10 protein-coding genes are annotated in these 13,297 nt (G+C 30.7%); 3 read left to right on the forward strand and 7 right to left on the reverse strand.

Translation table 11 applies throughout. The features are described 5' to 3' along the window. Window positions 1-61: 61 nt before the first annotated feature. The 7 genes from porN to BX611_RS01050 all read right to left on the reverse strand — a co-directional run bounded on the left by porN (window position 62) and on the right by BX611_RS01050 (window position 9,813). On the reverse strand, window positions 62-961 hold the full coding sequence (gene porN, locus BX611_RS01020; protein WP_115877638.1) for a type IX secretion system ring subunit PorN/GldN: 900 nt from the start codon (window positions 959-961) through the stop codon (window positions 62-64). 16 nt (window positions 962-977) lie between these two features. Next, window positions 978-2,507 carry a type IX secretion system motor protein PorM/GldM gene (gene porM / locus BX611_RS01025; RefSeq protein WP_115877639.1) on the reverse strand — a complete coding sequence of 510 codons (1,530 nt, stop codon included), beginning with the start codon at window positions 2,505-2,507 and terminating at the stop codon, window positions 978-980. Between the two features lie 49 nt (window positions 2,508-2,556). Next, window positions 2,557-3,198: a type IX secretion system motor protein PorL/GldL gene (porL, locus tag BX611_RS01030; RefSeq protein WP_115877640.1), complete on the reverse strand. Its 642-nt coding sequence runs from the start codon at window positions 3,196-3,198 to the stop codon at window positions 2,557-2,559. A gap of 47 nt (window positions 3,199-3,245) precedes the next feature. After that, window positions 3,246-4,607 carry a T9SS ring complex lipoprotein PorK/GldK gene (gene porK / locus BX611_RS01035; RefSeq protein ID WP_115877641.1) on the reverse strand — a complete coding sequence of 454 codons (1,362 nt, stop codon included), beginning with the start codon at window positions 4,605-4,607 and terminating at the stop codon, window positions 3,246-3,248. Window positions 4,608-4,723: 116 nt separating this feature from the next. Beyond that, window positions 4,724-5,884 (reverse strand): formimidoylglutamase, encoded by a 1,161-nt coding sequence (locus tag BX611_RS01040; protein ID WP_115877642.1) that lies wholly within the window; start codon window positions 5,882-5,884, stop codon window positions 4,724-4,726. Window positions 5,885-5,935: 51 nt separating this feature from the next. After that, window positions 5,936-8,419 (reverse strand): type I DNA topoisomerase, encoded by a 2,484-nt coding sequence (gene topA, locus BX611_RS01045; RefSeq protein ID WP_115878886.1) that lies wholly within the window; start codon window positions 8,417-8,419, stop codon window positions 5,936-5,938. 152 nt (window positions 8,420-8,571) lie between these two features. Next, complete coding sequence (locus BX611_RS01050) at window positions 8,572-9,813, reverse strand: LVIVD repeat-containing protein (RefSeq protein ID WP_115878888.1); 1,242 nt, start codon at window positions 9,811-9,813, stop codon at window positions 8,572-8,574. A 246-nt stretch (window positions 9,814-10,059) separates the two neighbouring features. Here BX611_RS01050 and miaB point away from each other — a divergent pair, with 246 nt between their 5' ends. The 3 genes from miaB to BX611_RS01065 are packed head-to-tail and all read left to right on the forward strand — an operon-like array spanning window position 10,060 to window position 13,294. Then, window positions 10,060-11,493 carry a tRNA (N6-isopentenyl adenosine(37)-C2)-methylthiotransferase MiaB gene (miaB, locus tag BX611_RS01055; protein WP_115877643.1) on the forward strand — a complete coding sequence of 478 codons (1,434 nt, stop codon included), beginning with the start codon at window positions 10,060-10,062 and terminating at the stop codon, window positions 11,491-11,493. A 6-nt stretch (window positions 11,494-11,499) separates the two neighbouring features. Continuing rightward, window positions 11,500-12,738, forward strand: a complete 1,239-nt coding sequence (locus tag BX611_RS01060; RefSeq protein WP_115877644.1) for a sigma 54-interacting transcriptional regulator — start codon at window positions 11,500-11,502, stop codon at window positions 12,736-12,738. Between the two features lie 49 nt (window positions 12,739-12,787). Next, window positions 12,788-13,294, forward strand: coding sequence for an LptE family protein (locus tag BX611_RS01065; protein ID WP_115877645.1), 507 nt, complete (start codon window positions 12,788-12,790; stop codon window positions 13,292-13,294). Window positions 13,295-13,297: the final 3 nt, after the last annotated feature.

Below are 13,297 nucleotides of genomic sequence, written 5' to 3' on the forward strand. Positions count from 1 at the left end.
TTTAAAGCAAAAAACTCCTGCAAATTGCAAGAGTTTCTTGTATTATATTTAAAACTACAATTTAGTAATTCCACATATCGAGTTCTTTATCTCTAATTTGATCTTTAATTTTATTGGATTCAATAACTTGAAATAATGAATTTCCTTTTACATATTGTGATACTTCCCTATCTCCGTGAATATTTTCTTCCTTATAAATAATTGAATTGAATCTTCTAGCATTTAATATATGGTCAAAAGATATTGGAAATGCTGAATTTTTAGGATTAAATACTTTCATATCGTGCAATAAATTTCTTGCATCGGGAAACCATACCCAAAAAAGCGGTAATTGTTCTGTAATATCAATATCTTCACGTCCCATTGTTTGAACATCTGGTGCTATAGGAGCTAAAGCAAGTAATCGATACTTTAATTCACCCTGACGCTTGTCAAAATACCAAAGCCCTTTTATTTTAAATCCTTCAATATCTTGAGAAGTCAGGTTTATTTTATCAACATACTCATCTATATTTACTGCACCTGCATTTAACTCATCAAAACCAGCATCAGTAGTGTCAATTCTATATAATTTTCTATTTATTTCAGCTTTTGTCATTTTTGCTGTAAAATAGGAATCATCATAAACTTCAGTAATATCATCATTTTTAATACCTTTTAAAAGTGTATCAAACAATGATCTTCTATTTTTGGAAACATTCGTTGTGTCAACTGGATAATATAAAGGTAAATTAATACGCTCGTTTAAATCTATATATTCCCAAACCACTTTAGACCAAAGGATATCTCTATCATCAACATAGCCATATTCTAAAGGTTTATCATTATCTACAGCTAATTGTGCAACTGTTTTTTTACCAATATCGGAAGGTCTTTTAGCATTTAAAAGATTTGACTGGGCAAATGTTGTTTGAAACAACACAAACGCCAAAATTAAAATTCCAATATTTTTCTTACTCATCATTAAATTTTTCAGTTTATTGAATTTCAATACTTACTGGTGAAGCATTTTTTATTTTATATCCACTGTTACCTACTAACGAAGATTTTATGTCGAATATTGTAACCACATCACCTCTTTTAGCTTTCGCAATAGCTTTTTTCGCAGCCGCATCCATTCTACTTCCTCTAACAACAACTGCACCTTGTCCAGGTACTTTTAAGGTAAAACCAGTTGTACTTAACGTTAAATCAAAATCAAAATCAGGTAATTCAGCCCCAACGGTTGAATTTTCTAAACTAGATTTAGGCATAGTAACGTGGCCCGATTCTTTTCTGATAGTTCCTTGTGGTGAAGGAATGTCTTTGATTCTAAAATTTTGAGATGAACTTACAGTTTGTCCATTTGGCAATTTACCAGAAACTTTAATTGTTACCTCTCTTCCAGCAGCAGGAGTCATCGTATATTTACCTGAACCTGTACTTCTATTTAATCCTGCAGCTGTTGCAGTCACCAAATTATCTGGAATTCCTGGGATTGAGATAGTCATTGGGTTTGGCACACCCCTATATACTACATTCATTTTATCAGCAGAAATTACAGCACTATTCGGTTTTGGAATTACAGCATATGAACTGTTAATTTCAATCTCAACAGGCTCTCCATTTTCAATAAATACAAATTTTCCTTTTACTTCGCGCTCACCAACACCTCCTGCTGGAAAGTCTAGAACAGCTCCCCCATTTTCAATTTTGGTGATTTTATTTCCATTAACAACAACTTCTGATGGTTGTAGAGATGCATCATAACGCCCTAATACAATTTTCCCTTTAAAATTTTCACCTTGAAAAAAGGCAGATTTTTCAGGAATTAAAATAGTTTTATAATTAGACATTGAAACATCACTTTCTAACTGTCCACCTAAAAGACTACTATAAATTTCAGATTCGGTAGTTTTAACATCCATTTGCATAGAAGTTAAATTTGTTATGGTTGAAATCAATGGAAATCCTTCATATCTGTTTTTTAACCAAGGTTCTGTTCCATCTTCAGTTTTTTGATCGGATGTATCAAATCTTTGGTTTATTACTGCACTTAATGGATTATTTTCACCTAACAACTCTGTTACACTATTTTTATATCCATTAATTCGGTCAAGGAATTCTTGACCTTCTTCAGTAAATTTATCATTTTTAAAAAAATGTTCATCTACAATGTTAGCCTGATCCATAGCTTCATAGTTCTTCGGATCTTCTTGTCCTTCTAAAAAAAGTGTTTTTTTGGTTTCTAAATAACTACTAAAATCTTTTGACAATTGATTAACGCTATTGGCAATTTTAGATAAGTTTCCATATTTATCAGGCTGTTCTTGAGCCTTAGTTTCTAAATTGGCTAGTGTTTCGTTATTTTTTAGTGTTGCCGTAGAATTATTTTCTACAAGCTTTTCATTCATAAATCCAAAAGCTGATAAAACTTCTTTTGACATGTTCATTGCTAACATCGCAATAAAAACCAAATACATTAAGTTTATCATCTTTTGCCTTGGTGATAATTTACCTGAAGCCATTTTAATTAGTTTTTTTGATTAATAAAATTTGTTTTAAATAAACAACTAATTATTTATTAGACATTGCAGATAACATACCTCCATATACACCATTTAAAGATGATAAATTGGTTGCTAAAGATTCCATTTGTTCTTTTAATTTACCAGCATTTATAGCAACTTGCTCATTTATCTCAGCCTGTCTACCAGTACTATCTAATTGAACTTTGTATAAACTATTTAACGATTCCATTTGAGCAGCTGCCAATGATAATTGTTCACTGTATTTATTAGTAGCAGCAATAGAATCTACTGCAGGAGCAATATTTTCAGCAGCACCTTTAAAGTTTTGAATACTATCTCCTAAACTTTTCATTAAACCAGCATCTAATTTTGCTTCTTTTAACATATCGTCTAATTTTTGAGATAATAAACTTTGAGCTTCTCTAGCTTCAGCTTTATCTTTATCTCTCAATCTACCACCAGCTAATTCAGGATAAACCAAAGACCAGTCTAAATCTTCATCAACAGGTTCAAAAGCAGATATTGCAAATACAATTGCTTCAACTGCCATACCAATAGTTAACATTACACCACCTGTTAAAAAACCTATTTTAAAATGCATAATTTTAAATAATGCTCCAATAATTACTATTGACGCTCCAAGGCCATAGGCCATATTAAATATTTTTTTTGTATTTTTCTGTGCCATAATTTAAGTGTTAAGTTTGTTAATTGTTTATAGTTGATCTTAATTTTTTAATTTTCATTTATATCTGTTCCTAAAAAGTCTTGTGCTGTTCTAAAACCTATATAACTTCTTGCTGAATCTGCATATTCATAATCTCTGGTACTTACCTCTAAAAAATAGGCTACATCTTTCCAAGATCCTCCTCTAATAACTTTTCGGTGATTTTTATCTATTTCAACATTAGGGTTCATTGTTGAACCAATATAGTAAGATGCCTCGCTATAGGCTGTATTTGTCCATTCAGCAACATTACCAGACATATTATATAATCCATAATCATTTGGAGGGTATGATTTAGCTTCAACAGTATATAATGCTCCATCAACAGCATAATTACCTCTAATTGGTTTAAAATTAGCTAAAAAACATCCTCTATCTGTAGTTGTATATGGGCCACCCCAAGGATAGGTTGCATTTTCCAGACCACCTCTTGCAGCATATTCCCATTCAGCTTCGGTTGCCAATCTAAATTGTGGTACTTGTGTTGGCTTTCTTTTTGAATTTAAAAAATCATTTTTCTTTTTGGTTCTCCATTTACAGAAAGCTTTTGCCTGCATCCAGGAAACTCCAACAACTGGATAGTCATTAAATGCTTGATGGTAAAAATAATCCTGATGCATTGGATCGTTATAAGAATAATTAAAATCTCTAACCCATACAGTTGTGTCAGGGTACACATTAATTGTTTCTTGTTTTATAAAGTTTCTTCTGTCACCTTTATTTCTAGCAGCAGCTTCTTGATCTAACCAATAATATTTAAATTTTAATTTATTCACATTAATCATTCTTCTTCCCTCAAAACTATCTTCAATAGGTGTAAAAATGGAATCAATCATTACTTCTGCATATTCTTCACTAGGAAATTCATTTACATTCCAAAGTATTTCTGCATCCCAATTTAACATTTTTCCTTGAGTTGGAGAATTAAGATCGCCTAAACTTCCATAAGTTTTCATCATATACTTCTGGTAAGGAGACATGTCAGTTGAATCAATATTTAAAAATTTATAATCTTCTAGAACAGGATCACCATCTGATGACATTAATTCTGAAAACAATGCAAGTTCTGTTCTTACAATAGAATCTCTTACCCAATAAACAAATTCTTTATATTCGCTATTTGTTATTTCTGTTTCATCCATATAAAATGGACGTACAGTTACAGTTCTGGCTGGGGAATTTAGTGAACCTGCAACATCTTCACTTTGTTTACCCATTGTAAATGACCCTCCTGGAATTAATGTCATACCTAGCGGTCTTTCAGAATGCCAATTACTTGAAGATTTAACTCCAACTAATTCACCCTGCTCATTAGACCCACAGCTAAACATAACCAACGCTAGTGAAATATACAATGATATTTTCTTCATATTAATTTATTATTCAATTATGGCAAACCTATTACTAATTATTTTAAAATACAATATTTTATTTAATCTGTTTAAAACTAAAAAAAAAGCATTTTATTATATCTAATTTTAAATTTTTACACTAATTTTTTTAAGGTACGCATCCATCTTTCTGGAATTTCCTGATTACTTGCGCTAACATATTCTTGATATGTACAAGGTATTAACGCATGCCTTTTGAATTTATTATTTTCATTTAGTCCAATTTCCATCCACCATCTTCCACTTTTATGGCTTTTATAAAAGTTTAAAATTTGATCTTCAATAGGAACTATAAATTTTTTATACTGATCTTTTAATCCAAATGGATAATCATTGGCTCTATAATTAACTCCTTCAATAAAATACCAAATCATTTGTGAAATTAATTGAGCTGTTTGGTTTTTAACATCCAATTTTGGATTGTATTCAAAAATACCAAATGAAGAAACTTTATCACTAATACCCGCGTATCTCGAAATAGCACAAATTTCTGTACCTGAAAGTCCGTTTGGAGTTGCGTTTTTATTTGCAGGCGCATCTGCATTCTTTACTGAAGACAAATCTACACTTACAATATCAGCATCGCGCAATATTGGCTCTACAATTTGAATAGAGTTTAAAACTTCACCTAATCTATAAGTGTCAAAATATAAGCTATCAAGTAAATCTATTTCGTCTTGAGAATTAAAATATGTTTGATAACCAATATTGCAAAAATTAAATAAGTTATTTGGCTGATTCATAACAATCTTACTCAAATAAGATTGAGAAGTTAATTCATCTTCTATAGCCCCTAAATCAAATTTATTATCTACAGCTACAATGTTTACTGTTTGTTCAAGTTTATCATATGCCCTGTAGTTTGCATATGTTAAATCCTGACCACCTCCAATAATAATTGGGATTATTTTACTTTTAATAAGAAAACTTAGCAATTCATTTAAAGCAAAGTAGGTATCTTCAATAGTATTCCCTTCAATAATATCACCTAAATCGGCAACATTTATTGGCCAATTTCCTGGATATAGTTTGTAAAGTTCTTTCCTTAATTCATCTAAATCTAACCCCGTTCCATAATTACTAACTGCACCTCTACCCTCCAAAACTCCAATAATTGCAATTTTTGTATTTGACAAATCTGGAAAATTGTTTTTATCGGTATAGATTTTTATGCATTGACCAAATGTTTGATTGGTTTGCATTTTAGCATAAGTTAATAATGTATTGTCGACAGGTTTTAGGTAATCGAAATTCATTTTCAGGGGTTAAATATGTGCCTTTTTCCAATGGCAAGATAACTAAAAAATTTATTTTTTAGTTGTTTTTCTTTTAGTTGTTTTCTTTTTTGGGGTGTTCTTTTCAATTATATCTTTTACTTCTTCTAATGTTAATTTAGTAGCGTCAATTGTTTTTGGCAATTCAATTTTAACTTTCCCTTTCAAAATATTGGATCTACCCCAGCGTGCCTTTTCTACTCTAATTCCTTCTTCTTCCCAATTATGCAACACTTTTTCAATGTCCTTTCTTTTTTTATCTTCAATTAACTCTTCAAGATTGGCTTGGGTTAAATTATCAAAATCATATTTTTTATTAACATTAATAAAAGTATTATTCCATTTAATAAAAGGTCCAAATCTTCCAACACCTTTTTGTATTGGTAAGTTTTCGTACTCACCAATTGGAGCATCAGCTTTTTGTTTTTCCTGAATTAATTCAATTGCTCTATTAATATCAATTGACATTGGATTTTCATCCTTTGGAATTGAAACAAACATTTTATCATATTTAATATATGGACCAAAACGCCCACTTGCAACAATTACATCTGTATTTTCATATCCACCAATTTTTTTTGGAAGTTTAAACAAATCCATTGCTTCTTCAAATGTTATGGTTGCTAATGTTTGGTCTCCTTGCAAACTTGCAAATTTTGGCTTTTCTTCATCTGTAGCCTCACCAATTTGAACCATCACTCCAAATCTACCTAAACGAGCGTATACGTTTTTACCACTTTCAGGATCTATACCTAGCAACCTTTCTCCTTTGGCTCTCTCTGCATTTGCTGCTACATCTTCAACAATTGGATGAAAATTATTGTAAAATTCTTTTATCATTGAAATCCAATCCTCTTTTCCTTCGGCAATATCATCAAATTCAGATTCTACTTTTGCAGTAAATCCAAAATCTAAAATATTTGAAAAATTCTCAACTAAAAAATCATTTACAATATTTCCAATATCCGTTGGAACTAATTTTCCTTTATCCGATCCTACTTTTTCACTTAAAACTTTAGAAGTAACTTTTCCATTTGCAAGTTTTATTTGAGTGTATTCTCTATCAACTCCATCAATTGTCCCTTTTTCTACATATTCTCTTCGTTGAATTGTTGAAATTGTTGGTGCGTATGTTGATGGACGTCCAATACCTAACTCTTCTAATCTTTTAACTAAAGCAGCTTCAGTATACCTATAAGGTGGTCTTGAATATCTTTCTGTGGCAACAATATTTTTGTTTATTAAAGCATCTCCTTTAGTTAAATTTGGAAGCATTCCTTCTTGCTCTTCATCTTCATTATCTGTACCTTCTAAATATACTTTTAAAAACCCTTCAAACTTTATCATTTCACCATTCGCAGTGAATATATTGCTATTATTTGAATTTGAAATTCTAACATTAGTACGTTCTAACTCCGCATCACTCATTTGAGAAGCAATGGTTCTTTTCCAAATTAAATCATACAATCTATCTTGATCATAATCAACAGAAACTGACTGCTGACTCATAGTTGTTGGTCTTATTGCTTCGTGCGCTTCTTGCGCACCTTTTGAATTATTGCTGAAATTTCTTGGTTTACTATACGCTTCTCCATATGAAGAAATAATTTCTTCCTGAGCTTCATTTTTAGCATCATCAGATAAGTTTACACTATCTGTTCTCATATAAGTAATTAAACCTGCTTCGTACAAACGCTGTGCAATCATCATTGTTTTTGCAACTGGAAAGTACAATTTTCTTGAAGCTTCTTGTTGTAATGTTGAAGTTGTAAAAGGTGCTGCTGGAGACTTTTTTGCAGGTTTTTTCTGCAAATCATCAACCTTAAAATTTGCACCAATACAAGAATTTAAAAATGACTCCGCTTCTTGCTTGGTATCAAAATTTTTCGGCAAGCTAGTCTTAAATTTTTTTCCCTCTGAATTTGCAAATTCTGCAATTACTTTATAAGTAGCTACTGGTTTAAATGCAGTAATTTCACGTTCTCTTTCTACAATTAATCTTACAGCAACCGACTGCACTCTTCCGGCAGACAAACCTCCTTTTATCTTCCTCCAAAGAACTGGAGATAATTCATATCCAACTAATCTATCTAAAACTCTACGAGCTTGCTGTGCATTTACTAAATTATAATCTATACTTCTTGGGTTTTCAACAGCCTTTAATATTGCTTTTTTTGTAATTTCATGAAATACAATACGTTTTGTGTTGGTGTTTTTTAATTTAAGCTGTTCAAATAAATGCCAAGCAATTGCTTCTCCTTCCCGATCCTCATCCGAAGCCAACCAAACAGTATCTGCTCTTTTTGCTAAATCTTTCAATTTTTTAACTACAGCTTTCTTATCTGAAGAAACTATATATTTTGGCATAAAACTTCCTTCTACATCAATTCCTATTTCTTTGGATGGTAAATCTGCAATATGCCCAAAACTTGATTCAACTTGAAAATCTTTTCCTAAAAACTTTTCGATTGTTTTTGCTTTTGCAGGTGACTCAACTATTACTAAATTTTTTGCCATAAATCTTTTCTTTTTTACATAAAACACACCTTATATATATAGGTGATTTTGGTTTGCAAATGTATATAAGATTTTTAAAACTTATCAAAAACAATGTGTAAAAAAACAAAAAAACAGGCTGAATAGCCCGTTTTTATTGAGAAAAACAATTTTTAATTTAACTGAAATTCACTCAATAATTCAACTCCATTATTAGAATAACTATATTGATATAGTGTATTATCACCTATTAATAATAAGTTATTTTCCATTGGAATTACATCAAAAGCAGTTATATTTTTAAAGGTATTTAACAGTTCTAAATCTTCAATTACCGTTTTATTATATACTTTTAAACCAGAGGTTCCGTCACAGATAAAAAGTAAATTATCTTTAATTCCCAAACCGTAAGGATTATCCATAGCATACGATTTTACAAGTTCTAAATTATAAATATCAGAAATATCTACAATTTCAAGGCTGCTTTCAAAAGCTCCACAAAAATTTCCAGCACGTAAAGTAATATAAGCATAATTTTCATCCACAACAACCGGATCACAAGCGGTACCGTGTTGAAATTCTGAAATAAATTTTGGCAATTCTGGTGAGGAAATATCATAAATATACATACCACTCATACTTCCTAAAAAAAGTAAATTTTCTTTATTAAAAATAGTTTCAATATCAAAACCTGCATTCACATCTTGTAATTCAACAGGAGATTCTAAATTATTAATGTCGAAAATATTAATATTGTGACTGTCTACAGCATATAAATAATCAGCTACAATTTTAAAACGCGCTAAAGAACCTCCCTGTCCGGTTGACTCAGCTGATGCCATTGCCATATCATTAAAAACAACGCCTCCATTTATATAGTTTTGATCTTCTATTCTTCTTTGTTCCTGTGTAATTGTCCAGCCAACAATTACTCCTTCCGGATTGAATCCATTTTCGCCATAATCTATAACTACATTTTCAGAAACAGGTATTGTTACATAACCAGGAAAAACATCTTTAAGCCTAGCAACTTCAATTATATTTTCCAAATTTGAAATATCAAAAACCAATAAATCCATTAAGCTATCAGCATATAAATAATTGCCTTTTACCTCCATATCTTTATTTGCAATTATTTTTATAAATGCAATTTTATTCGGATTTTCTGGATCTGAATTATCTATAATATGAATTCCACTATCAACATCATTTATTAATACTAAATTATTGTATGCATAAATTTTACCAGATTCAACAATATTTTGTGGTGGAGTAATCTCAACTGATGATCTTAAAGCATCTAAAGACATGTATTCTGGTTTAGCTACATTTACTGTCTCAAATTCATCATTATTACTGCACGAAACCAAAAAAAATAAGGTTGCAGTCAATAAAAACAGGTTTTTAATTTTCATAATTATTTTCATTTTATTAAGTTAAATATTAGCTAAAAAATAAGTTTATAATTAAGCTATATTAACATTACGCATAAATGTATACAAACGCTACAATACACTTTAATAGTGTAAATTATGTACTCATATTTTTAAACATAAATTTAAAAAATCAAAAAATTAAGTCAAATTTAAGTGTGTTAAAATTCTGCCAATCTGTCATATTTCTAAAAAATTGGTTATATCTTTGCAGTCCAATAAAAATATATGGGTAGCGAAAAAGTTATAGAAGAAAAAAAGCAAGGTCAGGCGCTTTTAACAGCTAATAAAGAAGGTAATTATAAAAAACTTTTTATAGAAAGTTATGGTTGCCAAATGAATTTAAATGATACTGAAATAGTTGCTTCAATTCTTTCTGATGAAGGTTATAATACAACTCATTTGCTTGAAGAAGCAGATTTAGTTTTGGTTAATACGTGTTCTATTAGAGAAAAAGCTGAGCAAACAGTTCGTAAACGATTAGAAAAATACAATGCCGTTAAAAAAATAAATCCAACAATGAAAGTTGGGGTTTTGGGTTGTATGGCTGAACGCTTAAAAGCTAAGTTTTTAGAAGAAGAAAAAATTGTTGACTTGGTTGTTGGACCAGATGCATATAGAGATTTACCAAATTTATTAGAAGAAGTAAACGCAGGACACGATGCGGTAAATGTTATTTTATCTAAAGAAGAAACTTATGGAGACGTTTCACCTGTTAGGCTAAACACAAATGGCGTTTCTGCTTTTGTTTCAATTACAAGAGGTTGCGATAATATGTGTACTTTTTGTGTAGTTCCTTTTACACGGGGACGCGAAAGAAGCCGTGATCCAAAAAGTATTTTGGAAGAAATTAAAGAACTAGTTGATAAAAACTATAAAGAAGTTACGTTACTTGGTCAAAATGTAGACAGTTACCTTTGGTACGGTGGCGGATTAAAAAAAGATTTTAAAAATGCTTCTGAAATTGCCAAAGCAACGGCTGTAGATTTTTCGCAATTATTAGATTTAGCTGCTACAGAATTTCCTAAAACACGTTTTCGTTTTTCAACATCCAATCCTCAAGATATGAGTTTAGATGTTATACATACCATGGCTAAACACGAAAATATTTGTAAATACATTCATTTACCTGTTCAATCTGGAAGCACCACTGTTTTAGAAAGAATGAATAGACAACATACACGTGAAGAGTATATGGAATTGATTGATAACATTAGAAAAATTCTTCCTGAATGTGCTTTGTCTCAAGATATGATTGCTGGTTTTTGTGGTGAAACTGAAGAAGAACACCAAGAAACCCTAAGCTTAATGGAATATGTAAAATACGACTTTGGTTTTATGTTTGCCTATTCTGAAAGACCTGGAACTCCGGCAGCTAAAAAAATGCCTGATGATGTTACACAAGCAGATAAAAAAAGAAGATTGAATGAGATAATTCAATTACAACAGTCACACGGTTTATACCGTATGGAACAATTTATTGGTAAAACAGTAGAAGTTTTAATTGAAGGCTCATCAAAAAAATCTGATTTACACTGGAAAGGAAGAAACTCACAAAATGCAGTTGTTATATTTCCAAAAGGAACTGAACAAATTGGTGATTTTGTAAACGTTTTAGTTGAAAATTGCACCTCAGCAACGCTATTAGGAAAAAGAGTATAAAAAATTATGGAATCACTACAAGTAATTAAACAACGTTTTGGAATTATTGGAAACGATGTTCACTTAAACAGAGCACTTGAAAAAGCCATTAGAGTAGCACCTACTGATATTTCAGTATTGGTAACCGGCGAAAGTGGTGTGGGTAAAGAAAGTATTCCAAAAATAATTCACGCTTTATCACACAGAAAACATTCAAAATACATTGCTGTTAATTGTGGTGCTATTCCTGAAGGAACAATAGATAGCGAACTTTTTGGTCACGAAAAAGGTGCTTTTACCGGTGCAACCGCAACACGAAAAGGTTATTTTGAAGTTGCAGATGGTGGTACAATTTTTTTAGATGAAGTTGGTGAATTACCACTAACAACTCAAGTTAGACTTTTACGTGTTTTAGAAAATGGTGAATTTATAAAAGTTGGTTCGTCACAAGTTCAAAAAACAGATGTTCGTATTGTTGCTGCAACAAATTTAAATATGCACAATGCCATTGGCAAAGGAAAATTTAGAGAAGATTTATATTATAGGTTAAGTACAATTGAAATCAACCTTCCGCCTTTACGTGAAAGATTGGCTGATATTCATTTGTTATTTAGAAAATTTGCTTCAGATTTTGCTCAAAAATACAAAATGCCAGCTGTTAGACTTTCGGAAGATGCTATTAAAGTACTAGAAAACTACGGTTTTCCAGGTAATATTCGTCAGTTAAGAAATATTGCTGAAGAAATTTCAGTAGTTGAAGAAAATAGAGTTATCTCAGCTGCAAAATTATTACAATACTTACCAAATAAAGGAACCAACTTACCTTCTGTTATTGATAGTAAAAAATCAAATAGTGATTTTGCTACTGAACGAGAAATTATGTATAAAATCTTGTTTGATATGCGAAATGACATTAACGATTTAAAAAAGTTGACACTAGACTTAATGAAAGGAAATGATTCTGGAAAAATACAAGAAGATAACAAAAAGTTAATTCAAAAAATATATCAGGAAAAAACTTCAGAAGAACAAACCGAAAACCACGTTGAAGTAGTTAGAATTAATGAAGATTATAACGATACAGATGAAGATTATCAATTTGCTGAAACTATTGATGCCGACGAAAGTTTATCTATTCAAGATAAAGAAATTGAATTGATAAAAAAATCGTTAGAACGTAATAATGGTAAGCGAAAATTAGCCGCAAAAGAATTAGGCATTTCGGAAAGAACATTGTATCGCAAAATAAAACAATACGATTTGTAGTTTTATTAATTAACTTTGAAATCAGATTTTAAATCAATACATTAAATAAATGAAAAAAATTGGCTTCTTATTAATATTTGTTTCACTATTCACATTTCAAAGTTGTGGTATTTATTCATTTACAGGAACAAATATAAGCCCTGATGTAAAAACAATTCAAATAGATTATTTTCCAAATGAAGCTATTTTAGTGGAACCCAGTTTAAGCCAAACATTTACAACTCAATTTCAGGATCTATTTCTTACACAAACAAATTTGAGCTTGGTTAAATCAGGTGGAGACCTACAATTTGAAGGCGAAATAACTGGTTATAAAATTAACCCAATGACTGCAACTGCGCAGCAAACAGCAGCTCAAAACAGGTTAACTATAACAATTAATGTGCGGTTTTTTAACAATAAAAATGAAGAAGATAATTTTGAGAAATCCTTTTCACATTATTACGATTATGATGCCAACGCACAATTAATTGGTGGCGCATTAGATGATGCTTTTGACGAAATTATTGAACGTATTTCGCAAGATATTTTTAATGCTTCTGTAGCAAAATGGTAATTT

Origin of the sequence: Lutibacter oceani, from assembly GCF_003384935.1 — a bacterium.
In the GTDB taxonomy this organism is placed as follows: domain Bacteria; phylum Bacteroidota; class Bacteroidia; order Flavobacteriales; family Flavobacteriaceae; genus Lutibacter; species Lutibacter oceani.